Below are 23,688 nucleotides of genomic sequence, written 5' to 3'. Positions count from 1 at the left end.
TTTGTCGGCCTGCGCCGGAAGTCATTCACCCCACTGCGTTTGCCTGCAAAAGCGCCGTCAGCAGTCCCCTGCCCCGGTAGAATTCGACCTCCGCCTCGCTTGTGGCCTGCAAATCGGCGCGGATGGCCGCCGCATCGCGTTCTGACGCGACGTGTTGGCGAATCAGCGCGGTCTTGCGGGCCTGCAAATCGAGGAAGGCGGCGTCCACCACCGGCGTTTGTGGCCACTTGCCTTCGACCTGGCCGGCCTTGAGCACTTGCTTGAACGGCGTGCCGATCTTCTGAGCCTGTGCCTTCGCTTCGTTGATCCCCGCATACCAGTCGGGATGCACGAGGCGGTAATAGTCGCGCATCGCCTGCTTGTTGTAGTGAATCACCAGCTTACGGCCTTCCACATCAAGGAAGGTGGTGCCACGGAAGGAATCGGCGTCGATGGTATCCACAAACAGCAGTTCCTCGCGATCCACGGCAAATTCCCACTTCAGATCCCACAGCAGCAGCCCCGCGCTCTCCAGCAGCTCGCGCACGGCCCAGCCGCCGAGGATGGCCAGTTTGACCGTGTGCAGGAAATCCTCGCTGCTCAGGCCGGACATCATGAGCGCCTCCTGCTTGCTCACGGCACGGTCTTCCGGCTCGTACTTGCTCGTCAGGTCGTAAATCGGCCGCTCCAGCATCTCCCACACGCCCATCGGCTTCGAGAGGCCGAGTTCCTGCTCGTAGCCGCGCTTCGCAGAGTCGCTGAGGCTCTGATACTTTTTCAAAATGGACGAGCCGCTCGTCACGCCGAAGCGCACGATGTATTCCAGCGGCACCACATACGTCGCGCTCTGGTGAAACTGCGCGTAATCAAACACATGCGTGCCCAGCAGATTGCGCTGCGGCGGATGCATCACGGGGAAGCGGCGCACGACGTTGTAACAGCTCGGATTCACCGGCATGCCCTCGCACACGATCTCGCCCGTCTTCCCATCCACCATGCCGAGATGATGTGTGTGCGCGCCGCGCTCCAGCATCGTCTCCATCGGGCCACTGAGCAGTTCCTTGCGCCACGATTCGTCCATGGGGGCCTTTTCAATCGCCGCCTTCACCCGCTGCCACGTCTCCGGCTTGCCGAGACGCGAATACATCGCGTGGCGGAAGATGGCGCGGTTCAGATCATTGCCCTCGATGTTGAAGATCGAGCCCACATCGAACACGGAGCCCGCAGGCGTTGTTTCGCAGACCACGAAGCCCGGATGATCTGGCACGGCGTAAAGATTCTGCACGGAGCCGCGATAGACAGGCTCGCCGAGTTTTGAGAGATCAAGGTGCGTGGGCGCTGGGGCAGGGTGGGACATGGTTGGCCTGAAAAACAACGGATTCCGCCCCCGTGCAACTGCGAACGTGACACAGGCTGCCAGCCTGTTCAGCCCGCTCAGCCCAAACCACAGGCAGGCTGCCTGTGTCACCTTCCTTGACTCCCTCTCGCATGTGCGGAAACTCCGCCCTCCATGTCCGAAGCCGCCGCCTCACCTCCCGCCTCCCTCGATTTCATCCGTGAAATGATCGCTGCCGACCTCGTAGCCGGTCGCAACGGCGGCCAGGTCGTCACCCGTTTCCCGCCAGAGCCGAACGGCTACCTCCACATCGGCCACGCCAAGAGCATCTGCCTCAATTTCGGCCTCGCGCAGGAGCACGCGCCCAATTCGCGCTGCCACCTGCGCTTTGACGACACCAATCCCACCAAGGAAGAAGTCGAGTACGTCGATAGCATCATGGCCGACGTGAAATGGCTCGGCTTCGACTGGGGCACGCACCTTTTCTACGCCAGCGACTACTTCGAGCAGCTCTATCAATTCGCCGAGCAGCTCATCACCAAGGGCCTCGCCTATGTGGACGACCAGACGCAAGAGGAGATGCGTCTCAATCGCGGCACGCTGACCACGCCCGGCACGCGCAGCGTTTACGCCGAGCGCAGCGTCGAGGAGAATCTCGATCTCTTCCGCCGCATGCGGGCAGGAGAGTTCAAAGAAGGTGAAAAGGTGCTGCGCGCGAAGATCGACATGGCATCGGTGAACATGCACATGCGCGATCCGGCCCTCTACCGCATCCTGCACGCGCATCATCACCGCACCGGCGACGCATGGTGCATCTACCCCATGTATGACTACGCGCATCCGCTCAGCGATGCGCTGGAGTCCATCACGCACAGCCTTTGCACGCTCGAGTTCGAGATTCACCGCCCGCTGTACGAGTGGCTCATCAACAACGTCGATGGCCTGCCCGGCCAGCCGTATCAGCGCGAGTTTGCCCGCCTGAACCTCACCTACACCGTGATGAGCAAGCGCAAGCTGCTCCGCCTCGTCAAAGAAGACCTCGTCAACGGTTGGGATGACCCGCGCATGCCCACCATCAGCGGCCTGCGCCGTCGCGGCATCACCGCCGCCGCCATTCGCAGCTTCTGCAAAACCATCGGCCTCACCAAGTTCAACTCCCTCACCGAGATCGCCCTGCTGGAGCATGCCATCCGCGAAGATTTGAACAAAATTTCCCACCGCGCCTACGGCGTGCTGCGCCCCATCAAAGTCGTCCTCACCAATTATCCCGAGGATCAGGTCGAGCATTTTGAAGCCGCCAACCATCCCGAAGACCCCGCCGCCGGCACACGCCAAGTGCCGCTCTGCCGCGAGCTTTACATCGAGTCCGACGACTTCATGGAATTCCCCTCCGAGGGCTTCCATCGCCTTAAGCCCGGCGGTGAGGTGCGCCTCAAGTTCGCCTTCTGCATCATCTGCCAGGAAGTCATCAAGGATGATGCCGGAAACGTCATCGAACTCCGCTGCACCTACGACGACGCCACGCGCCACGGCAAAAAGCCTGAAGGCCGCACCAAGCCCAAAGGCATCATCCACTGGGTCAGCGCCCGTCATGCCATCGACGCCCCCGTGCGCTTGTATGACCGCCTCTTCACCGTCGAAACCCCGGACGCCGATGCCGGCGAAGACGGCGACTTCACCCAGTTCCTCAACGCCGCCTCCCTCGAAGTAATCGAGACCGCCAAACTCGAACCGAGCCTCAAAGACGCCGCCCCCGGCACCCACTGGCAGTTCGAACGCGTCGCTTATTTTTACGCCGACCCGATTGATTCGAAGCCCGGTGCGCCCGTGTTTAACCGCACGGTGACGCTGAAGGATGGTTGGGTGAAAAAGTAATCCTGTTGCGCCGTAACAGGAGCGATTACCATCTCACCGCCATGAAGATTCAGGAAGTGATCGCCACCATCAATCAGATGCAGGCGGATGGCATCATCGAGCGCTATGCCATCGGTGGTGCAGTGGGTGCGACGTTTTATCTGGAGCCTGTGGCGACGCTGGATGTGGACATCTTTGTCAGCTTTCGCCCTCAGCCCGGCTCTTTTCTCATCAGTCCGCAACCCATCTTCGATTATCTCCGTGCGCGCGGCTGCTTCATGGAAGGTGAGTATGTCATGATCGCAGGCTGGCCCGTACAGTTTCTGCCTCCCGGCACTTCCTTGGTCGAAGAAGCCTTGCTGGAGGCTGTCACCAAAGATGTGGAAGGCATTCCGGCCTTGGTTTTCACCGCCGAGCATCTAGCCGCCATCACACTTCAGGTTGGGCGTGCCAAAGACAAAGCCCGCCTGCTTCAGTTTGTCGAGAACGGCTCTCTCGATGCCGCTCGCTTCCAGAGAATACTGGCTCGTCACAAGCTCGTTGACGCATGGCAGAAGTTTGAGCGACTATTCCTCAACGACACCCCATGAGCTTCGATCTCACCAAGATTCTCGACAGCAAGCGCGCCTTCCGGCGTGATCTGGCCGCACGCTCCATCGGTGAAAAGCTCCGCATGCTTGATGCCATGCGTGAACGGGAACTCAGCCTGCGCGGCCCCCGTCTTTCTTCGAGCGCGGTGGTTCAAGAAGAAGCTACGGCTTTCCATGTCACAAGTCGATAAGATCGGATCGCTCTCATGGGATTCTAACTCCGCAGGTTGGCCCGATGGCACGTCAGCCAGTGCATGAAGGCGTGAACTTTGTGAGACAACGCGAGAAGCGTGTGCAGACTGCCCCATATTCCCCCACAAACTTCCCATGAAACTGATTCGCGATCTTCTGGTGCTTGCCTCCGGCATCATCTCGGCCATGTATTTGCTGAACATCGGCTTTGGGGTGGCGGAGTTCATTCCTGACAACATCCCGATCTTTGGCAATCTGGATGAAGCGGCGGCCACGGGTCTGCTGATCAACTGCCTGGCCTACTTCGGCCTCAATGTCGGCCATCTCTTCCGCCGCAAGGGCGAGGACGCCAAGCCGCCGGTGAAGACGCATGACATTGATGTCAGCAAGTGAAGCAAGCATGGGGCGGAGGGCTAAGAGCGAAGGGTAGAATTGAAGGCCAAGGGCCTTCCGGCTTGCAGCCCCAGGGTGCCGAGCCTTAGCAAGTGCGTTTCTTCTGTTCATGAACCTCAACGAGGTTCCGGCACTCGAATGGTCTTGTGACAACGCCGAGCCTGACGGGACCACGTTGTGGTCCGATGATCTGGAAGGGAATTCGTCTCGATGTTCCCAAGGGAGCCTCGCCAAGGCTCGGCACCCTTGGGCTGTATGGCGCAAACCCTTTGGGTTTGAAACCCGGTGGTTCTCCATCTTCGACGAAATTGACTGCTTTGACCGCGCTACTTCATTTCTCCCAACACCACCTCCGGCGGGCCTGGAGCCTGCGCGCGCATGTCTTCGCCGCAGCCATTCACCAAAGTCCACTTCAAGCCGATGCAGTAGCGTGACTCCCACGCACCACGAAGCGCCAGCGTGTCGGCGGCACCGTGGCGCAGGTAGGGGAAGTGGCGTTTGTGGCTGAGGGCAAGGCGGAGGGGCGCGAGATCGTCGGTGAAGCTGACGAGGTGCAGCGGACGCACGGGGCCTTTGGCGGCCTCGGCTTCATAGGTGAGGATGACGGACATCGCAGCGGCAGCGGCACCGATGTCCATGTCCCAGACGATCAGCGGCGGCGCATCCGCCGGCTGGCGCAGGAGCTGGATGAGCTGTGATTCACGCGCTGGATCGATTTGAACCGTCGTGGAGATCGTGCGGCCGGAACTGATGTGGCGGATGGCGGGTGGATCGCCATGCAGCTCGTAGTCGCCCGCGTGCCTCGGCTTGGAGGCGTTGCGTTTCGGATGGCTGACGGGGTGATCGATGTCCTCGATGGACAGAATCTCGCGCTTCTCGCGGTAGAGCGGCAGGAAGCGATCTTCCAGGATGCTCTGGCGGATCTCGCGCATGAGCTGGTGGTAGAAGTGGATGTTGTGCTGGCCGACGAGCTGCCAGCCGAGCGGCTCCTGTGTCTTGGTAAGGTGATGCAGATACGCGCGCGAGTGCCTGGCGCACACGGGACAGGTGCAGGCGGGATCAAGGCGATCCTCGCTGAATTTGTACACGGAGCGCCGCAGCTCGACCATGCCGCGAGAGGTGAAGCAGGAGCCGCGCTTCGCCACCTGTGTGGGGATGATGCAGTCAAACATGTCCACGCCGCGATGCACCGCCTCCAGCACATCCAGCGGCGTGCCCACGCCCATGAGGTAGCGCGGGCGATCCTGCGGCAGCAGAGCGGCAGTCAGCTCGCACACGTCCTCACGCTCGTTCTTTTTCTCCCCCACGGCCAGTCCGCCGATGGCGAAGCCGTCGAATTCGATCTGCATCAGCCCCTCCGCGCTCTCACGTCGCAGATGCGGATACAACGCGCCCTGCACGATACCAAACATCGACTGCTGCGAGTCCTCGCGTGCCGCGAGGCTGCGCACGGCCCAGCGTTGCGTGACTTGCAACGCGGCGCGCGCGGTTTTCTCATCGGCCGTGGACGGAATGCACTGATCGAGCACCATCATGATGTCGCTGCCGATGGCGCGCTGCGTCTGGATGCTCAGCTCGGGACTGAGCAGGATGCGCTTACCATCCACATAGCTTTGAAACACCGCGCCTTCCTCCGTCATCGACCGCGAATGCGGCAGCGAGAAGATTTGATAGCCGCCGGAGTCCGTGAGCACGGAGCCCGGCCAGTCCATGAAGCGATGAATGCCGCCCAGCTTCTGAAACACCTCCGGTCCGGGCCGCAGCAGCAGATGATACGTGTTCGCCAGCAGGATCTGCGAGCCCGAGGCATGCAACGACTCCGGTGTCTGCGCCTTCACCGTCGCCTGCGTGCCCACAGGCATGAACAGCGGCGATTTGATCTCGCCATGCAGCGTACGAAAGGTCGCGGCACGGGCCTTGGAGCCGATGGCCTGGGCTTCGAGCTGAAACTGGAGACGTGAAGAGGACATGCGACATCTCACCAACGCGATCACCCGCTACTTCTCCGCGAGCATGGCACGCAGACCGGAAAAGAAGTTGGTGTTTTCTTCCTGCGTCACGGTTTCGTTCATGTGGCGGGTGTAATCGAGCTCCTCGACGTATTTGCGGTCAAGTTCCTTGAGGAAGGTGCTGGGCATGCTGGTCTGCTTCTGGCCCCACTTCATGCGCGTACGAGTGTGACTGAGCGTGAGCTTCTGCTTGGCCCGGGTGATGCCGACGTAGAACAAACGGCGCTCCTCATCGACGCGCCCCTCATCAAAGCTGCGCTTGTGCGGGAGGATGCCCTGCTCGACGCCGGGGAGGTAAACGACGGGAAATTCGAGACCTTTGGAGGCGTGCATGGTGATCAAGCACACACCTTTTTTCTTTTCGATGTCGTCCTTCTCTTCGCGTTCGTCGTTGAGGCTGATTTCATCGAGGAAGCCGCCGAGGCCTCCAGCGCGATTGCGTTCTTCGTAGCCGGCGAGGCTCTTTAGGAGCTCCTTGAGGCCGTTTTCCCAACCGGCGAAGTCTTCGGGCTCCTTGGCGGCCTTTTTGAGGTGTTCCATGTAGCCGACTTCGAGGATGAGCGCTTCGGCCATCTGCACGAGCTGGGTGCCCTGCGTGTTAGCCGGGCCGGAGAACTTGCTGATGAGACGCGTGAAGGTGCGGATGGCATTGCGTGCCTTCTCGGGGATCTGACGCAGGAAATCTTCATCACAGAGGGCGACCCAGACGCTGTGGTGCTTCTCCATGCTGCGTTCGCGCGCAAGTTCGGCGGTGGCGCTGCCAATACCGCGCGTGGGTGTGTTCAACACACGCAAGAGACTGATGTCATCGTGCGGATTGTGCAGGACGGAGAGATAGCAAAGGATGTCCTTCACCTCGCGACGATCAAAGAAACTGCGCGCACCAACGACGCGGTACGGGATTTTGCGCTGACGGAAGGCCTGCTCCAACACGCGTGACTGGTCGTTGGTGCGGAAGAGCACGGCGAAATCCTCCAGTGATTGCTTGTTCGCAAAGTGGGCCGTTTCGACCTCTTTCGCGATCATGTCGGCCTCCTCCTTTTCATCCTGCGTGGCAATGAGGCGCACGGGTTCAGCGCCCGGATTGCGGCTCCACAGTGATTTGGGACGACGACCCGCGTTGTTTTTGATGAGGCTGTTCGCGGTGTGAAGAATGGCCGTGGTGCTGCGATAATTCTCCTCCAGCTTCACGACATGCGGATTGGGGAAGAAGTTTTCGAACTCGGTGATGTTGGTGATCTCGGCACCACGCCAGCCGTAGATGCTCTGATCGTCATCACCCACGACACAGACGTTGTAAGGCGCGGGAACCAGCGCGCGCAGCAGGCGCATCTGGAGCGAGTTGGTGTCCTGGAACTCGTCCACCATGACGTAGTGATGCCTGCTCTGCACGGTGGCGCGAACATCGGCATGATCTTCAAGCAAACGCACGCCGAGAACGAGCAAATCGTCGAAGTCCATGACGTTCAGGCCGCGCATCTCATCCATGTATTTCTCCATGACGGCGGCATCGAGACTGTGCTGCGGATCGCCGAGGCTTTTGCCGTCGTTCTTCGATTTGCTGATGCGCGAGAGCGCGGCGGAGGGATCAAGCGTCTCGTCTTTGACGAGGAGGCCCTGGAGCACTTTTTTGAGCAGACTTTCCTGCTCGCTCTGGCTGTAGATGACGAAATTGTTCTTGTAGCCGACGTGCGAAGCGAACTCGCGTAGTAGGCGTGCGCAAAAAGCGTGGAAGGTGCCAAGAACGACTTTTTTGCCAAGGCCGTCGCGCACCATGCCTTTGACGCGCTCGCGCATTTCAGTGGCGGCCTTGTTGGTGAAGGTGACGGAAAGGATGTTTTTCGGATCGATCCCTTCATTCACCATGTAACTAATGCGCGCGGTGAGCACGCGCGTCTTGCCGGTTCCTGCGCCAGCGAGAATGAGCAACGGGCCGTGGATGTGAGTGGCTGCCTCGCGCTGCTGGTGATTGAGCGTGCCGGTGAAACTGCTCATGGGACTCCCGCACCTCGCACGGGCAGGCCACGCTCGCGCCACTCGTTCAGCACTTGAGGCAGGAGTTTGTGCTCCTCGATTTTAATGCGCGCATGCAACGTCTCGGCGGTGTCACCAGAGAGCACGGGCACCTTCGCCTGCGCGAGAATGAGCCCTGCATCGATCTCTGAGGTGACGAGATGCACGCTGCAACCTGTCTCGCTGTCGCCGGCGTCAATCGCGAGTTGCGGAGCGCTCGCGCCTTTGTGTTTGGGCAACAAGGAGGGGTGGACGTTCACGATGCGACCTTGGTAAGCACCGATCACCGGCTCCTTGAGAATGCGCATAAAACCAGCGAGCACGACGACATCCACACGAGCACGTTCGAGATGCTCAAAGATTTCCTTTTGTGCCGCATCACTCAGTCTGCGCGGATTGGGGCCGCCATCGACGAACTGGGCTGTCAGTCCGGCTTCGCGAGCAATCTTGAGGAAGTTTGAGTCCGCTTGATCACTGAGCGTGATGGCAATTTCGGCAATGAGCGCGCTGGATTGAATCGCAGCGATGATGGCTCGGAGGTTGGAGCCTTCACCAGAACCAAGGACGGCGATGCGGAGCTTGCTTTCGCATGCACCCGCATTGCCACTGCCGAGCATCTTGTTGATCGTGCTGGTGGTGGAGCGGCCGGGAACCAGAGGCAGGATGCAGATCTGGGTTCCTGCGTTTTCCAGCGCCGCGCGTTCTTCACGATTCAAGGAATCGACCGTGTAATCTCCGCCTTTGGCATACACATGCGGGCGGATGGCGTCGATGAGTAGTGTGGCGCGTTCGTCATCGAAGATCACGACCGCATCCACAGCACGCAACGCGGAGAGCACCTCGGCACGGTCATTTTGATGGTTGAGCGGACGGTCCGGGCCTTTAAGTGTGCGTACGGACTGATCCGAGTTCAAAGCAATGACCATGGCATCGCCCAAAGCACGCGCCTGCTCAAGATAACGCACATGTCCTGCGTGCAGGAGGTCGAAACAACCGTTGGTGAACACCAGTTTCCTGCCCTGCTGATCCAAGGTGTCACGCAGCCGCCGGACGTCGGCAATGGTGGCAGGTGTATAGTCGGCAGGCATGCCTTGCTAATGGCGTGAACCTGAACGGATGCAAGGAACGAGCGATCCGAAATGCAGGACGATGAAACGAACCCAACAAAAAGCGGAAGGCAATGCCTTCCGCCTCGTGCAAAATCGTGGATGATTGTCTTCAGTCTTGTTTTACCACCACCTTGTCGGCGGAGTTTTCCAGCACGGCGGCACCAGGATCGCGTGTGAGCGGCCAGTAGGCGTCCATGTTGAGCTTTACGGGAGGTTTCATCTGGAACTGCTTGCCATCCTTGGCGGCAAAGCCTTGATAGGCGAGAGGCATGAGCGTCACACAAACGCGCTCCTGGTCGAACTTCTGCACATGCAGGGCAGCCGCGAAGGTGCTCTTCTGATCCAGCACCAGCGTGTCTCCCACCTGGTAGGGATCGGCCTCGTCCTTGTTGCCAGGAAGAACGATTTCAATATCGACATCTTCGATTTCCGTGGAGCGTGCACGCACCACCCAGCCTTCGGTGATGACATCACTCGTGGTAAGAGGGCGTGCATTGACCACCTGGAAGGAACCTTTGACATAGAGCGGCTGCTCCTGCTTGTAGTTGCGAATGTAGGAGCGCTTGAGGAGATCATTTTTCACAGCGAGTTGCTCGCCCGAGAAGGCGTAGAACTCAGCGAGCAAGTCACGCGCAGGGAGGAACTTGCCCTGTGGCACGGTGTAGTTGGTAAACTTGCGCAGCGGATCGAGTTTGTCGAAGCGTGCGAGCACACGATAATTGAACGGCTTTTCAGGGTGTGCGAACACCATGATGCTAAAGAACCAGCAGAAAGTGGCGAAGCCCATCAGCAGTGTGATCAGGATCGTCCACCAAAAGATACCACCGGAGTCTTTCTTCTTGGAAAAACTCCCGCCTCCATAGGAGCGGTACTCATTTCCGTCGCTCAAGAATCGTATTTGCATGGCAGAATTGCGAAATTTTTAGTTTTTATAGAATGGAATTGTTCAAATTCTACAAGATTGGCTGAATTTGAAAAGGAAATTTTGTGAATAAGTTGGCAACAAGTTTGCTTCAATTGTCATCAAGTTGTTAGGCGGTCTGAGGCTCAAAAGAAGTGCCACAGCCACAGCTTCGCGCGGCGTTCGGATTGGTGAGCTTGAATCCGGCGTCGGAAAGCGAATCGACGTAATCAATCTGACACCCACGCAGATAGCCCAGGCTTTCATGGTCGATGATGATTGAGACGCCGTTCTCTGTTTGCACGACGTCATCTGGGCGGGACTCGTCCAGCGCCATCACATACTGCATGCCCGCACACCCGCCTTTCTCCACACGCAGACGCAGGCCGGTGGAGGAGACAGCGCTTTTCTCCGCAATGAGAGATTTGAGATGTTCGACGGCGCTGGAGGTAAGGGAAATCATGAAGGAGAAAAAGGGCGCGTTTCAAAGTCTCGGTGCTTGAGGCGGCGGGGATTGCAATTCCTCACCCGGCGTCCAATGTGACGTTTTCTTGAAGCAACAGAGCTACGCTTCTTACCGCGCACTTTATCGAGATTCATGTCCAAAATTCGCATTCTTCCAGATGCTCTCGCCAGCCAGGTGGCGGCGGGGGAGGTCGTGGAGCGCCCGGCTGCCTTGGTGCGGGAACTGGTGGAGAACAGCCTGGATGCCGGCGCCTGCCACATCGAGGTGCATGCACAACGCGGCGGCATCGCGATGATTCGCATTGTGGACGACGGGAGCGGGATGGACCGGGAAGATGCCATGCTTTGTCTTGAAAGGCATGCGACAAGCAAGATCCGCACCAAGGAAGACCTTGGAGCGATCTGCACCTTCGGTTTCCGCGGGGAGGCGCTGCCCAGTATCGCCAGCGTGTCGCGTTTTCGGCTCGCAACACGCGAGAAGGAGGCGCTTGTCGGCACCGAAATCGAGGTGAACGGCGGCAAACTCATGGCCGTGCGTGATCATGGCGGCGCTCCCGGCACCGTCATCGAAGCAAGATCGCTGTTTTTCAACGTGCCGGCCCGCCGCAAGTTCCTGAGGACCGAAAACACCGAGTTCGCGCATGTGGAGCAGCAGTTGCGCCTGCACGCCATCGCCAATCCGCAGGTAGCCTTCACGCTCACGCACAATGGTGAGCTCGTTTTGCACCTGCCGGCGACGCGCGACATGCTGGAGCGCATCCGGGGGCTGGTGGGCGATGAACTGGCCTCACGCCTGCTCAAAATCGAGGAAACCACGCTGCATGGTGTGACCGTGTCCGGCTACATCGGCGGCCCGGGCATGAGCCGCTCGAATCGGCAGATGCAGACGACGTATCTGAACGGGCGTCCGATTGAGAGCCCTAGCATCTCCTATGGCCTGCGCGAGGGCTTTCATACCGCCTTGATGAAAGGCCAGTATCCGGTGACTTTCCTGTTCATCCAGATGGACCCGCACGCTTTCGATGTGAACGTGCATCCGGCGAAAAAGGAAGTCCGCTTTCATGATGGCAACGGGGTTCGTGACGCCATCGCACGATGCGTGAGCCGCACGCTCGAAACCGCGACCAAACTGCCCACAGGCCATGCGCCTGCGCGCCCCACTCCCGTCGCCTCCTCTAAGCCAGGCGGGCAGCCTCCTGCAATCAGTCGTCAAGAGCAGTTCGTCATGCCCGTGGCAACTTCCTCGGCCCCCTTGTGCCAGTTGGAGCCGACTCCGGCACCTTCTCAATCGACACCTCTTTCGATTCGCACCTCAGCAAAGGCAGCAACGCAGCATAAGGATCAAATGGCCGCCCAAAAACCTGCCGCGGCACCGGATCTCGAACCCGAAAGTTCGCCGTCACCACCCGATTTCCGCATCATCGGCGTTTTGCAGAAGCTTTACGTTCTGATGGAAAGCAAAGAAGGCCTTGTGATGATGGATCAGCACGCGGCGCATGAGCGGGTGAACTTTGAGAAGTTCCGCCGCGCCCTCGAAACGGGTGGTGTCCCATGTCAGCGACTGCTGATGCCGGTCACCCTGCAAACCACACCACGTGATGCCGATTTGCTGAAGCAAAATCAGGCCGCCCTCAGCCGTCTGGGCATCGAGATCGAACCCTTTGGCCCGAACATCTTCAAGGCCGAGGCACTGCCCGCTTTTTTAAAGACCGACGATCCTGCCGCGTGGCTCGACCAAGTCATCGAAGAACTCAGCAGCCTCAGCACAAAGTCCTCCTCACTGCGCCTCAGCGAGGACGCCATTGCCACCACCGCCTGCCGTGCCTCCGTCAAAAGCAACGACGTGCTCTCCATTCCCGAACTGCAGGGGCTGCTCAAAGACCTTCTTGCCTGCGAAATGCCCTACTGCTGCCCGCATGGGCGGCCCACGCTGGTGCAAATCTCCACCGCCGAACTGGAGCGCAAATTCGGCCGCCGTGCGCCGGGGTAGCACAAAGGATCAAATCGGGTGATAAGTCGGCGTGGAGGCTGCGTTAAAGGGCGCACCTCCCAAAACCCTCGTCCACCTCATGAACTCCCTCCGTCACGATCTTTCCCGCCGCGCCTTCGTTTCCGGTGTGGCCAAGACCTTCCTTGGTGTCAGTGCCGCCTCCCGTGTGATCGCCGCCCCCGGTCTCGGCACCTCGCCGCTCAAGCAGGCCGCCACCGCGCGCAATGTCATCTACTTGTACATGAACGGGGGCATGAGCCACCTCGACACCTTCGACCCAAAGCCGGAAAAGACCGACATCATGGGGTTGACCAAGGTCATCAACACCAACGTCGATGGCATTCGTGTCTCCAACAACATTCCGCTCATCGCCCGGCAGATGGACAAGCTCGCCGTGATCCGCAGCATGATGACCACGCAAGGGGCGCATGAGCAGGGCAATTATTATCAGCACACCAGCTACACTCAGCGCAGCAGCATTCGCCATCCCACCATGGGTGCGTGGCTGCAAAAGTTTCAGGATCGTGGCAATCCCACGCTTCCAGGCAGTGTCATGATCGGCAACGACAGCCGCCATCCCGGTGCCGGCTTCTTCGAAAGCCGCTTTGCTCCACTCATGATCAATGATCCCGAAAGCGGCATCAACAATGTCAAAACCAACCAATGGTTCACCGAAGAGCGTTTCAACAGCCGCCTCAGCGTCGCCAAGCAGCTCGACCGCCAGTTTGCCGACACCTATAACGTCAAAAATGTCCGTGCCTACGCCGACATGTATGACGACGCTCTCAAAATGATGAAGAGCGAGGAATTGAAAGCCTTTGATCTCACCGCTGAACCCGACGCCCTGCGCGCCAAATACGGCAACGACCGTTTCGGCCAGGGGTGTCTTCTTGCCCGCCGCCTCGTCGAGCACGGCGTGCGTTTTGCCGAGGTTTCCTTCGGCAGTTGGGACACCCACAACGCCAACTTCACCCGCGTGCCCGAACTCTGCGACGAACTCGACTCCGCGCTCAGCACCCTGCTTCAGGATCTGGAATCCCGTGGCATGTTGCAGGATACACTCGTCGTCCTCGCCACCGAATTTGGCCGCACGCCCGAGATCAATCAAAATGATGGCCGCGACCACCACGCGACTGGCTTCACCTGCCTCATGGCTGGTGGCGGCATCCGTGGCGGGCAGGTCTATGGTGCCACCGACGAAAGCGGCGACAAAGCCGTCGAAAACCCCGTGGCCATCCCTGATTTCAACGCCACCATCGCCTACGCCCTTGGCATTCCGCTCGATCAGGTGCTCTACAGCCCCAGCAAGCGCCCCTTCACCGTCGCCGACAAAGGCAAGCCGATCACCGCACTGTTTGGCTGATTGGCTGGTGAGTTTGGATGAAGGCAAATCCGTTTGGAATGGAGGGAGGCATTCCGCCTCACTCCTCCGCTCCTTCCTGCACACGCGAACATGGCTCATGTCCTGCTTCGGGTGTTAAACTACCGTTTGAGCGGCCGCTGCATCCGTGTATGAAGCCCGCTCCCCCGGAGATTTCTGGAAACCTTCTTGAAAAATCCCAATTAATTAGCAAAACTTAAATAATCTATTCTCATGGACGAACTCAACATCGCACGCATCATCGGACGCGAAATCATCGACTCACGCGGAAACCCCACCGTTGAAGTGGATGTGTACATCGAAGGCGGTGCCATGGGGCGTGCGGCAGTTCCTAGCGGTGCCAGCACCGGCGAACACGAGGCTCTTGAATTGCGCGACGGCGACAAGAAGCGTTTCCTTGGCAAGGGCGTGCTCAAGGCCGTGGATGCCGTGAACAACGAACTCGCGGACGCCCTCATCGGCGCTGACGCTGCTGACCAGGTCGGTATCGACAAGGTAATGCTCGAAGTCGATGGCACGAAGACGAAATCCAAGTGCGGCGCGAACGCCATTCTCGGAGTCTCTCTTGCCGTCGCCAAGGCTGCTGCAGCGACGCTCGGCATGCCCTTCTACAAGTACATCGGCGGCCCGAACGCCAAGGTGCTCCCGGTCCCGATGATGAACATCATCAACGGCGGCGCTCACAGCGATGCCCCGATCGACTTCCAGGAGTTCATGATCATGCCGAAAGGCGCTCCGACCTTCTCCGAGGCGCTGCGCTACGGCGCGGAAATCTTCCACTCGCTGAAGAAAATCCTGCACGATCTCGGCCTCAGCACCGCCGTCGGTGACGAAGGCGGCTTTGCCCCGACGCTGAAGAGCGCCGACCACGCCCTCGAAGTCATCGCCCAGGCGGTGGACAAGGCCGGCTACAAGCTCGGTGAAGACATCTTCATCGCTCTCGACGTCGCCTCCTCCGAGTTCTTCGACAAGGCCAAGAACAAATACGTCTTCAAGAAGTCCGACAAGTCCGAGCGCAGCGCCGCCGAACTCGTGGCCTACTACGCCGAGCTGAAGAAGAAGTTCCCGATCATCTCCATCGAAGACGGCTGCGCTGAAGGTGACTGGGCAGGCTGGGACATCATCACCAAGGAAATGGGTGCCACCACCCAGCTCGTCGGCGACGATCTTTTCGTCACCAACGTCGAATTCCTCCAGAAGGGTATCGACCTGGGCGTGGCGAACTCCATCCTCGTGAAGGTGAACCAGATCGGCTCTCTCACCGAGACCCTCGACGCCGTCGATCTCGCTCACCGTCATGGTTACACCGCCGTCATGAGCCATCGCTCCGGTGAAACCGAAGATTACACCATCGCCGACCTCGCCGTCGCCACGAACTGCGGCCAGATCAAGACCGGCTCCATGAGCCGCAGCGACCGCATTGCCAAATACAACCAGCTCCTGCGCATCGAGCAGGAACTTGGTGAAAACGCCATCTTTGGTGGCCGCATGAAAGTCTAAGACCCGATGAACTACCGAGAAGTGCGCGCATCCGAACCCCAGGCTCCCTGGGAGTTCTGGATGCGCGCCTTTCTCAAGCTCGCCCGCTTCGTTCTGCTGCTCCTCATCGTTCCAGTGATCTATGTCCTGTGTGACAATCCCTTGGATGAGCAGCTTGCCATGCGCACAAAACTAGATCAGCTCAAAGAGCAACGCGACACGCTCAAAGCCGACCGCGACAAGCTTCTGCGCCGCATGGAGTGGGTCAAAAACGACAACGCCTATCTCGAAACCGCCGCCCGCGACCGCCTTCACCTCCAGAAAGAGGGCGAATATATACTGCGGTTTGAGGGGCAGTAACGAACAGGTCCATTAACCACGTCCCGTGGTTGCAATCTTCTCTCGCAACGAGCGAACTGTTTTACGAGCGGACCCTGGATCACTTGGCACGATTCAAAAACACACGCTCTTCGTCCAGAAGTGTCACATTAGGGATCCGTTCGGCGATCTGATAGGCCTGAGCGGTTTTGCCAGTCAAAGACAGCAGACCGGCGGTCACGGCACGCTCGCCGGGTGATAGACGCGTGATGTCTGGTAAATTCACCAGAGATGCGCGAATGCCCTCCATGTCGCCAAGCCTATAGGCAGCCAATACACGCACGCAGCAATGCGTCAGGATTGCGCGTCAGAACAACGGTGGTGGGGCATCGTTCATGATGAAACCGCTGCTGCTGATGGCGGCGGTGACGTACTCGCGGCTTTCCTTCACCGAGGTATCCGGCAGGCCGACGATGAACATCTTCGGATTGCCGCCGCCGTCGTGGGACTCGACCTCGATCTCGACGGCGTTGACGCCGATGAGCGTGGCGGAATAGGTACGGGCGATCATGTGGCGGGGACTATTCAGTGACTCATACCAAGCGCAGGGAACTGATTTGAGCTGGCTGATGGTAACTGCTGGTGTCTCCAGGCTTGCTCAAAGCATCCGAAACACCTAGAAATGTGCGCCGTGAAGGGAATTAAGCTCATTTTTGTGCTCACACTCGCCGTTACTCCGATGCTTCACGCACAGGAGGCGCGGGTTGTCGAGATCGAGAACATTGTTCAGGCAGCGGCGGGCGCGGAGGGGGCGTGGCAGCCGGCGGCACGGGAGCAGGCGCTGGCGGTACGGGACCGCATCCGCACACGGCAGCGCAGCCGGGCCACAGTGCGGCTGACGAGCCTGTACACGATGCGCATGGAGCAACTGACGACGATTGAAATTTCGCCCCAGTTGCTCGACGACAGCAAGCCGAAGCTGGATCTCACCAGCGGGGCGCTGTTCATCTTCAGCCGCGAGCAAAGCGGGGAGATCGATATCAAAACCCCCGCAGCGAACGGCGCGCTGCGCGGGACGCAGCTTTTTGTGAGCGTGGGGGCGGGCGGGCGCACGTTTTACCAAGTGCTGGAAGGCAGCGTGCAGGTGAGCAATCCGCAGGGAAGCGTGCTGATCAGCTCAGGTGAGGCGGCTGAGGCGACACCAGGGCAGATGCCGAAGCGCACGGCGGTGATTGAGGCGAAAAACATTCTGCAATGGGCGCTGTATTATCCTGCGGTGGTCGATCCGGCCGAACTGGAGTCAGCTTTGAGCACCAAGCGCGGAGCGGAAGGAGATCTGGACTCGGCGGGCATCGCCGTGCTGCCGCCTGCCGCCGCGACGCCGCTGGCGGCCTATGCGCAGGGGGATCTGCTGCACGCTGTAGGGCTGCTGCCACAGACAGGCACTGGCGGCGTGGCAGGGCGCTGCTTGGACGCGGCCATTCTGCTCGCCGTGGGCCGGGTGGACGAGGCGCAGGGCCTGCTGGGCGGTGTGCCGAAGGAGCATTCCATGCGCCGGGCGCTGGAACGCGTGATCGCGGCAGTGAGATTTGAGGAGGCACCGGAGTGGTCGTTGCACAGCCTGACTTCGGCGTCGGAAGCGCTGGCGGAGAGCTATTACCTGCAATCGCGCTCACGCTTGGAAGAGGCATTGAAAGCGGCGCAGCGGGCCACGGAGCTCTCGCCGGAAAACGGGCATGCGTGGGTGCGGCTGGCGGAGCTGGAGTTTTCCTTCGGCCACACGCGGGCGGCAAAGTCGGCGTTGCAGCGCGGGCTGGAACTGACGCCGTGGAATGCGCAGGCGCACGCGCTGCATGGATTCGTGCTGAGCGCGGAAAACGAGATCGCCCAGGCGCGGCAGGCGTTTGAGCGTGCAGTGCGGCTGGATGGGGCGCTGGGCAGCGGCTGGCTGGGACTCGGCCTCACGAAAATCAAACGGGGTGATGTGGCGGCGGGTCGTGCGGATGTGCAGACGGCGGCCACGGTGGAGCCTCTGAGGTCTATTTATCACAGCTACCTGGGCAAGGTGTTCAGTGTGGAGGGCCGCCGTGAGGACGCGCTCAGGGATCTGGGCCTCGCCCGCCAGCTTGATCCGAATGATCCGACACCGTGGCTCTATTCCGCCATTGAAAGCCAGCAGCACAATGAGACGAACCGCGCCATTGATGAGATGCAGGAGTCCATCCGCCTGAATGACAACCGCCGCGTGTACCGCTCCGAGTTTCTGCTGGATCAGGACCGTGCGGTACGCGGGGCGAATCTCGCACGCATCTACCAGAACAACGGCATGAGCGCCGTGGCGGTGCGGGAGGCGGCACGGGCGGTGCAGAGCGATTACACAAACGCCTCCGCGCACCTGTTCCTGGCGAACGCCTTCAATGCCTTGCGCGATCCCAAGCGCATCTCGCTGCGCTATGAGACGCCGTGGTTTAATGAACTGCTGCTCTCGAATCTGCTTTCGCCGGTGGGCGGCGGGCCGCTCTCGCAATACGTCTCGCAGCAGGAGTACTCAAAGCTGCTGGAGGCAGACGGCATGGGGGCCAGCCTGGCGCACGAGTGGCGCGGCACGGGGGAGGTGCGCTCCACGGCGTCAGTGTTCGGCACCTATGGCGATGTGAGCTTCGGCATCGACTACGCCTACCGCGATGACCACGGAACGCGGAACAACAACGAAGCCTCGCTGCAGGAGATCTATGCCCAGTTCAAGTGGCAGGCCAGTCCTGACGACACCTTCTATTTTCTTGGCAAATGGGCGGCGCAGGAGAGCGGGGACAACTTTGACACCTATAACAACCAGCCGCTGGCCCCGCAGGTGTTCTTCCAGGAGGATCAGCGGCCGGGATTGCTGCTGGCAGGATGGAACCACCGCTGGGCACCGGGATCACACACGCTGTTCCTGGCAGGAAGACTCAGCGCCGAACAGCGGCTTTCAGATCCGAGTGCGAACCAGCTTCTCATCGCGCGGGATGACGCGGCCATGCGTCCGGGTTTGATCAGCACGGTGGGATTTTTCGATGTGTTCACCGATCCGGCGCTGGCGGGCAGCGTGGGCATCGCGCTGGATGGTGTGTCGCTGACGTATTCCCCTGCACTGCTGGGTGCCATCGCGCCGTTCATCGGTTCTGGCAGTGTTCTGGGGGTGGCCACCGCGCCGTTCGAGGTGGAGACGCAACGGCGATTTGAGATTTACACGGCGGAGCTGCAGCACATCCAGCAGATGCGCCAGCACACGCTGCTGGCTGGCGCGCGTTTCCAGGCGGGCGAGTTCGAAACGATGACGCGCATGACCATCAACCGCCCGACCTTCCTCGGCGGTTTTTCCACGCCTGCGGCGGAGCAGAGCACCGAGGTCGATTTCCAGCGCGTGAGCCTTTATGCCTACGACTTCTGGAGCCCGGCACCGTGGCTCACGCTGATCGGCGGCATCGCCTGGGATCACATCGAGCATCCCGACAATTTCCGCAATCCACCGGTGAACGACCGGCAGCGCGAGGATGAGCGCGTTTCCGGCAAGGCGGGGCTGATTCTGACGCCCTCGCGCTGGTTCCAGGTGCGCGGTGCCTACACCCAGGGTCTGGGTGGTGTGACCTTCGATGAAAGCGTGCGTCTGGAGCCGGTGCAGATCGCGGGGTTCAATCAAAGCTACCGCACGATCATTTCCGAATCGATCGCCGGCTCGGTGGAGACACCGCGCTTTCAAAGCTGGGGCCTGAGCTTCGAGGGCAGCCTGCCCACGAAGACCTGGTGGGGGATCACGGGCAATGTGATCGAGCAGGAGGTGGATCGTACTCTGGGAGTCTTCGACGGATACTCCTCCGGCGTGTTTCCGATCACTCCGGCCTACTTTCCCGGCAGCACGCCGCAGCGGCTCTCCTACCGCGAAGAGTCCATCATGGCCACGGTGAACCAGCTCGTCAGCCGCGAGTGGGCGCTGGGCACGAGCTACCGCATCACCCAGTCCGAGTTGCGTACCACGTTTCCCGATATTCCACAGACCCTCATGCCCAACGCCGATGTGGAAGACCGCGCCGTGCTGCATGAGATCGGCCTTTCGCTGAACTGGAACTCGCCGCGCGGCTTCTTCGCCCGCATGGAGGGAAACTGGTATTCGCAATACCTCGGCGATGATCCGCGCGGACTGCCCGCCGGCACGGCACCGCGGCAAGGTGATGAATTCTGGCAGTTCAATGCCTTTGCCGGCTACCGCTTCCATCGCAACATGTGTGAGGTCAGTGCCGGGCTGCTGAACATCGGCGACCAGGACTACCAGCTCAGCCCGCTCAGCCCTTATTTTGACATCGCCCGGGAGCGAACCTTTGTGGTGCGCTGCCGTTTCAGTTTTTAGCGTTCGCATTCGAGCCGTGCGGAGTCTTTGCTTGCCGGTCTTGGCTCTGTCTTGATCAAGAAAACCCAATCCGGCACGCATTTCCCTCATGAGCGATCCCAGCCCGCCCCAGCCTCCGCCGGAAGACGCATTGTCACCGGGCGGCTCGCGGCCAGACAGTGTGGCGGACTCCGCCGCAGCCCGTGCGCTCGCTTTCGCGGCAGAACCCACGCAGGCGACGAGAGGATCGAAGCACTGGCAGCCGCCCACTCCGCAGGCGCTTCAGGCGCTGCTTCCCGGTTATCAAATCAACAAGCTGCTCGGACGCGGTGGCATGGGTGCGGTCTATCGCGGCGTGCAGATCCAGCTTGATCGTGCTGTGGCGGTCAAAATCCTGCCGCCGGGTCTCGCGGACGAAGACCCCAGCTTTGCAGAGCGCTTCAAGAACGAGGCGCGGCTCATGGCCAAGCTGGTTCATCCCCACATCGTGAGCGTGTTCGACTCCGGCCAGACCGCAGGAGGCCAGCTTTTCTTCGTCATGGAGCTGGTCGATGGCACCGACGTGGCACGCATGATCGCCGAGCAGTCCAGGCTGACGCCGGAGCAGGCGCGCACGATTTGCGTGCATGTGTGTGATGCGCTCGGTGCCGCGCATGAGTTGGGCATCGTGCATCGCGATGTGAAGCCGGCCAACGTGCTCATCAACAAGAAGGGCCAGGTCAAAGTGGCCGACTTCGGCCTTGCGCGTCTGCATGACCCGGCACACAGCGGTCTTACGCGCACCGGTTATGCCGTGGGCACCCCCGATTACATCGCGCCAGAGATGTACACGCCGGGCACACAGGTGGACGGGCGCGCAGATCTCTACGCCGTCGGCGTCATGCTCTACCAGATGCTCACTGGCGAGCTGCCGCGCGGTGCTTTCAAGCCCGCTTCCGTCCTCGTGCCCGGTATCGACCGCCGGTTCGATGTCGTCATCGACAAGGCCATGCAGGTGAACCGAGAGGACCGCTACGCCACCACCGTGCAGATGCGGCATGATCTTGAGCGGCTCACCGTGGCGCTCAACTTTCGCGAGAGCACGGCGAGCACCGTGGCGGTGCCCGTGGGCCGGCTGACGGCGGAACGACAGGCGCAGATGCCCGTCACCGAGATTCCTCTCACACCGAAGCCCGCGTCCAAACCACATTCCGCCTCACACGCCAGGCAGAAAACCGGTGCAAACCCGCCCGTTGCCGTAAAAAAAACGGCCGGGGCGCTTCTCTGGCGCACGGAACGGCGCACTCGCATCGTCACCGCCATCCTCAGCGTGCTGCTTTGCGCCGCCACTGGCTATCTGGCCCTGCGCAGGCTTGGCGAGGGCCTGGTGACACTCAGCTACGACCTGCCCTTCCTTGTGCATCGCGCCGGCGGCGCGGAAGATGTGCGAGCCGTTTATCTCGATCAACTGGAAGGCGACCTGCTCGACCGCCGCGTGCAGGCGCCGCTGCTCGACAAACTGCGCGAGGCCGGCGCACGCGCCGTGGTCTATGATGTCATCTTTGACCGTGAATGGCCCGACAAAGCCGTCGATCAGACCTTTGCTGATGCGATTCGGCAATTCCGCGGTGTCGATGCCGCTGACAAGCCCATCCCCGGTGCGCGGCGCGGCGTGGTGCTGCTCGCCTGCGGGCGCGAGCTGCTCGGCCAGACGGGTGCCGTCGGGGAGAAGCTCATCCCGCCGAATGATACACTCCTCGCCGCCGCAGACGACTTCGGTCTCGTCACGCTCATCCATGACGACAGCTTCACCGTGCGCGAACTTGCCACCGGCACGCGCGATGAAGCCTCCATCACCTGGAAGACTGCTGCTCTGCTCGGTGTGAAGCTCGACGAGGCCACGCGCCTCGAACCACGCTGGATCAACTACATCGGCCCGCCACCGCATGCCGACCAGCCGGATGTCGTCGCCGCCATTCCCGCCGTCTCTGCCAAAAACGTGCTCGATGGTGTCGATCCGTCCTTCTTCCGGGACAAGGTGGTCGTCATTGGCGGCAAGGCCGGCATCGTCAGCCCGAAACTCGGTGAGGACTTGTTCTCCACGCCCTTCCACCGCCTCGATCGCCGCGGCAACCTTCCCCTGATGAGCGGTGTCGAGATCCAGGCCAGCATCCTGGCCAATCTGCTGCAGCAAAACTGGCTCACCCGCAGCAGCCACGGCAGCGATCTCATCCTCATCCTCGCAGTCGCCGGGGTGGCCGGTCTCGGTCTCTCTCGCGTGCGTCCGCTCTTCGGACTGATGTTCACCGTGCTTGGAGTCGTCAGTCTGGCCATCGCCGGGGTGCTGGCCGTTCATTACGGACGCGTGTGGTTCCCGTGGAGCGTCGCGGCCTTTGTACAGATGCCGGTGGCACTCGTCGGCGGCACCGCCGCGCACTTCTACATCGAGCGCTTCTTCCGCCTGAAGCTCACCAAGGAGCAGGAAAAGCTGCGTGAGGCCTTCTCCAGATACCTCTCCCCCCGCATGCTCGAACGCCTCACCGACGAAGGCTTCCAGCTCGATCCCGGCGGTGACAAGGCCCAGGCCGCCATGATGTTCACCGACATCGAATCCTTCACCGACATGTGCCAGCGCGTGCGCGATCCCGAGCGCATCGTCGAGAACCTCAACGGCTACTTCGAGCGCACCACCAGTCACATTTTCGATCACGACGGCATCGTCATCAAATTCATCGGCGACGCGATCTTCGCCGCCTGGGGTGTCCCGTTTGCCGATGAACAGGCACCGCTGAAATCCGTCCGCGCCGCCTGGAAACTCTACGAAAACGCCAAGCTCATCGTTGGAGGAGATGAACTCCGCACCCGCGTGGGCCTGCACTTTGGCGAAGTCGTTGCTGGCAACATCGGCAGTTCCAAGCACATCGACTACACCCTCATTGGCGACGCCGTGAACCTCGCCGCTCGTCTCGAAAGCCTCAACAAGGCCCTCGGCACCAACATTCTGCTCAGCGAAGCCGTGCATGCGCACCTCGGTGGCGAGTTTTGCACCCGCCGCGTCGGCCAGTTCCGCGTCAAAGGCCGCCATGATGTCACCACCGTGTACGAACTCCTCGGCCCCGCCTCCCAGACCGAGCTCCCGTCTTGGGCGCACACCTACCACGACGCCCTCGCCGCCTTCGAGTCCGGCGATCCCTTCCACGCCCGCACCCTCTTCACCCAGGCCGACCAAACCCGCCTCCACGGCGACGGCCCCGCCCGATTCTTCCTCGACTTCCTCGCCAAAGGCGAAAAATCCGAGGCCGGCGTGGTGGATTTGAAGGAAAAGTAGGCCGCTATT

General features: G+C 60.6%; 18 protein-coding genes. 10 read left to right on the top strand and 8 right to left on the bottom strand.

The annotated features are described in order from the left end of the window. Positions 1-25: 25 nt before the first annotated feature. Entirely contained in the window at positions 26-1,336 is a 1,311-nt protein-coding gene (locus tag U1A53_RS20425; RefSeq protein WP_322283712.1) for a phosphoribosylaminoimidazolesuccinocarboxamide synthase, read from the bottom strand. Positions 1,337-1,489: 153 nt separating this feature from the next. Between U1A53_RS20425 and U1A53_RS20420 the strand changes: the two genes are divergently transcribed. The 4 genes from U1A53_RS20420 (at position 1,490) to U1A53_RS20405 (ending at position 4,344) form a co-directional block, all read left to right on the top strand. Beyond that, positions 1,490-3,190, top strand: a complete 1,701-nt coding sequence (locus U1A53_RS20420; protein WP_322283711.1) for a glutamine--tRNA ligase/YqeY domain fusion protein — start codon at positions 1,490-1,492, stop codon at positions 3,188-3,190. A gap of 41 nt (positions 3,191-3,231) precedes the next feature. Continuing rightward, positions 3,232-3,759: a hypothetical protein gene (locus U1A53_RS20415; RefSeq protein ID WP_322283710.1), complete on the top strand. Its 528-nt coding sequence runs from the start codon at positions 3,232-3,234 to the stop codon at positions 3,757-3,759. Continuing rightward, a complete protein-coding gene (locus U1A53_RS20410; protein ID WP_322283709.1) occupies positions 3,756-3,950 on the top strand; it encodes a hypothetical protein in 195 nt (64 codons plus the stop codon). Before U1A53_RS20415 ends, U1A53_RS20410 begins: the two co-directional genes overlap by 4 nt. A 136-nt stretch (positions 3,951-4,086) precedes the next feature. After that, entirely contained in the window at positions 4,087-4,344 is a 258-nt protein-coding gene (locus U1A53_RS20405; RefSeq protein ID WP_322283708.1) for a hypothetical protein, read from the top strand. 326 nt (positions 4,345-4,670) lie between these two features. Here the strand turns inward: U1A53_RS20405 and tgt are convergent, their stop codons facing one another. The 5 genes from tgt to U1A53_RS20380 all read right to left on the bottom strand — a co-directional run bounded on the left by tgt (position 4,671) and on the right by U1A53_RS20380 (position 10,839). Then, positions 4,671-6,314 (bottom strand): tRNA guanosine(34) transglycosylase Tgt, encoded by a 1,644-nt coding sequence (tgt, locus tag U1A53_RS20400; RefSeq protein WP_322283707.1) that lies wholly within the window; start codon positions 6,312-6,314, stop codon positions 4,671-4,673. A gap of 27 nt (positions 6,315-6,341) precedes the next feature. Next, on the bottom strand, positions 6,342-8,348 hold the full coding sequence (locus U1A53_RS20395; protein WP_322283706.1) for a UvrD-helicase domain-containing protein: 2,007 nt from the start codon (positions 8,346-8,348) through the stop codon (positions 6,342-6,344). Further along, the gene (gene purN / locus U1A53_RS20390; RefSeq protein WP_322283705.1) at positions 8,345-9,454 is read right to left on the bottom strand and encodes a phosphoribosylglycinamide formyltransferase; all 1,110 of its coding nucleotides are present in this window, start codon (positions 9,452-9,454) and stop codon (positions 8,345-8,347) included. The genes U1A53_RS20395 and purN overlap by 4 nt, the downstream gene beginning before the upstream one ends. A 130-nt stretch (positions 9,455-9,584) precedes the next feature. After that, the gene (locus U1A53_RS20385; RefSeq protein ID WP_322283704.1) at positions 9,585-10,379 is read right to left on the bottom strand and encodes a hypothetical protein; all 795 of its coding nucleotides are present in this window, start codon (positions 10,377-10,379) and stop codon (positions 9,585-9,587) included. Between the two features lie 127 nt (positions 10,380-10,506). Further along, positions 10,507-10,839, bottom strand: a complete 333-nt coding sequence (locus U1A53_RS20380; RefSeq protein ID WP_322283703.1) for an iron-sulfur cluster assembly accessory protein — start codon at positions 10,837-10,839, stop codon at positions 10,507-10,509. A 135-nt stretch (positions 10,840-10,974) separates the two neighbouring features. Between U1A53_RS20380 and mutL the strand changes: the two genes are divergently transcribed. The 4 genes from mutL to U1A53_RS20360 all read left to right on the top strand — a co-directional run bounded on the left by mutL (position 10,975) and on the right by U1A53_RS20360 (position 16,051). Then, positions 10,975-12,831 (top strand): DNA mismatch repair endonuclease MutL, encoded by a 1,857-nt coding sequence (gene mutL, locus U1A53_RS20375; protein ID WP_322283702.1) that lies wholly within the window; start codon positions 10,975-10,977, stop codon positions 12,829-12,831. A 79-nt stretch (positions 12,832-12,910) separates the two neighbouring features. Next, positions 12,911-14,194 carry a DUF1501 domain-containing protein gene (locus U1A53_RS20370; protein WP_322283701.1) on the top strand — a complete coding sequence of 428 codons (1,284 nt, stop codon included), beginning with the start codon at positions 12,911-12,913 and terminating at the stop codon, positions 14,192-14,194. A 231-nt stretch (positions 14,195-14,425) separates the two neighbouring features. Beyond that, the gene (gene eno, locus U1A53_RS20365) at positions 14,426-15,712 is read left to right on the top strand and encodes a phosphopyruvate hydratase (protein WP_322283700.1); all 1,287 of its coding nucleotides are present in this window, start codon (positions 14,426-14,428) and stop codon (positions 15,710-15,712) included. Positions 15,713-15,718: 6 nt separating this feature from the next. Further along, entirely contained in the window at positions 15,719-16,051 is a 333-nt protein-coding gene (locus U1A53_RS20360) for a septum formation initiator family protein (RefSeq protein WP_322283699.1), read from the top strand. A 79-nt stretch (positions 16,052-16,130) separates the two neighbouring features. On the opposite strand, the gene U1A53_RS20355 is transcribed toward U1A53_RS20360, so the two are convergent. Next, positions 16,131-16,319: a hypothetical protein gene (locus U1A53_RS20355; RefSeq protein ID WP_322283698.1), complete on the bottom strand. Its 189-nt coding sequence runs from the start codon at positions 16,317-16,319 to the stop codon at positions 16,131-16,133. A 57-nt stretch (positions 16,320-16,376) separates the two neighbouring features. Beyond that, a complete protein-coding gene (locus U1A53_RS20350; protein WP_322283697.1) occupies positions 16,377-16,580 on the bottom strand; it encodes a magnesium chelatase domain-containing protein in 204 nt (67 codons plus the stop codon). Between the two features lie 168 nt (positions 16,581-16,748). Here U1A53_RS20350 and U1A53_RS20345 point away from each other — a divergent pair, with 168 nt between their 5' ends. Both U1A53_RS20345 and U1A53_RS20340 read left to right on the top strand, forming a co-directional pair. Beyond that, positions 16,749-20,393 (top strand): TonB-dependent receptor, encoded by a 3,645-nt coding sequence (locus tag U1A53_RS20345; RefSeq protein ID WP_322283696.1) that lies wholly within the window; start codon positions 16,749-16,751, stop codon positions 20,391-20,393. A gap of 88 nt (positions 20,394-20,481) precedes the next feature. Next, a complete protein-coding gene (locus U1A53_RS20340) occupies positions 20,482-23,679 on the top strand; it encodes an adenylate/guanylate cyclase domain-containing protein (RefSeq protein ID WP_322283695.1) in 3,198 nt (1,065 codons plus the stop codon). The last annotated feature ends 9 nt before the right edge of the window (positions 23,680-23,688 follow it).

The sequence above is a fragment of the Prosthecobacter sp. genome, assembly GCF_034366625.1.
GTDB lineage: Bacteria > Verrucomicrobiota > Verrucomicrobiia > Verrucomicrobiales > Verrucomicrobiaceae > Prosthecobacter.
This window is presented reverse-complemented; position numbering and strand designations above follow the sequence as displayed.

Excerpts from the sequence above, each read along its gene's own strand:
- U1A53_RS20415 (WP_322283710.1), top strand. The coding sequence starts at position 3,232 with ATGAAGATTCAGGAAGTGATCGCCACCATCAATCAGATGCAGGCGGAT.
- U1A53_RS20340 (WP_322283695.1), top strand. The coding sequence starts at position 20,482 with ATGAGCGATCCCAGCCCGCCCCAGCCTCCGCCGGAAGACGCATTGTCA.
- U1A53_RS20380 (WP_322283703.1), bottom strand. The coding sequence starts at position 10,839 with ATGATTTCCCTTACCTCCAGCGCCGTCGAACATCTCAAATCTCTCATT.
- tgt (WP_322283707.1), bottom strand. The coding sequence starts at position 6,314 with ATGTCCTCTTCACGTCTCCAGTTTCAGCTCGAAGCCCAGGCCATCGGC.
- mutL (WP_322283702.1), top strand. The coding sequence starts at position 10,975 with ATGTCCAAAATTCGCATTCTTCCAGATGCTCTCGCCAGCCAGGTGGCG.
- U1A53_RS20405 (WP_322283708.1), top strand. The coding sequence starts at position 4,087 with ATGAAACTGATTCGCGATCTTCTGGTGCTTGCCTCCGGCATCATCTCG.
- U1A53_RS20425 (WP_322283712.1), bottom strand. The coding sequence starts at position 1,336 with ATGTCCCACCCTGCCCCAGCGCCCACGCACCTTGATCTCTCAAAACTC.
- U1A53_RS20345 (WP_322283696.1), top strand. The coding sequence starts at position 16,749 with ATGCTTCACGCACAGGAGGCGCGGGTTGTCGAGATCGAGAACATTGTT.
- U1A53_RS20360 (WP_322283699.1), top strand. The coding sequence starts at position 15,719 with ATGAACTACCGAGAAGTGCGCGCATCCGAACCCCAGGCTCCCTGGGAG.
- purN (WP_322283705.1), bottom strand. The coding sequence starts at position 9,454 with ATGCCTGCCGACTATACACCTGCCACCATTGCCGACGTCCGGCGGCTG.
- U1A53_RS20350 (WP_322283697.1), bottom strand. The coding sequence starts at position 16,580 with ATGATCGCCCGTACCTATTCCGCCACGCTCATCGGCGTCAACGCCGTC.
- U1A53_RS20395 (WP_322283706.1), bottom strand. The coding sequence starts at position 8,348 with ATGAGCAGTTTCACCGGCACGCTCAATCACCAGCAGCGCGAGGCAGCC.
- U1A53_RS20420 (WP_322283711.1), top strand. The coding sequence starts at position 1,490 with ATGTCCGAAGCCGCCGCCTCACCTCCCGCCTCCCTCGATTTCATCCGT.
- eno (WP_322283700.1), top strand. The coding sequence starts at position 14,426 with ATGGACGAACTCAACATCGCACGCATCATCGGACGCGAAATCATCGAC.
- U1A53_RS20385 (WP_322283704.1), bottom strand. The coding sequence starts at position 10,379 with ATGCAAATACGATTCTTGAGCGACGGAAATGAGTACCGCTCCTATGGA.
- U1A53_RS20355 (WP_322283698.1), bottom strand. The coding sequence starts at position 16,319 with ATGGAGGGCATTCGCGCATCTCTGGTGAATTTACCAGACATCACGCGT.
- U1A53_RS20370 (WP_322283701.1), top strand. The coding sequence starts at position 12,911 with ATGAACTCCCTCCGTCACGATCTTTCCCGCCGCGCCTTCGTTTCCGGT.
- U1A53_RS20410 (WP_322283709.1), top strand. The coding sequence starts at position 3,756 with ATGAGCTTCGATCTCACCAAGATTCTCGACAGCAAGCGCGCCTTCCGG.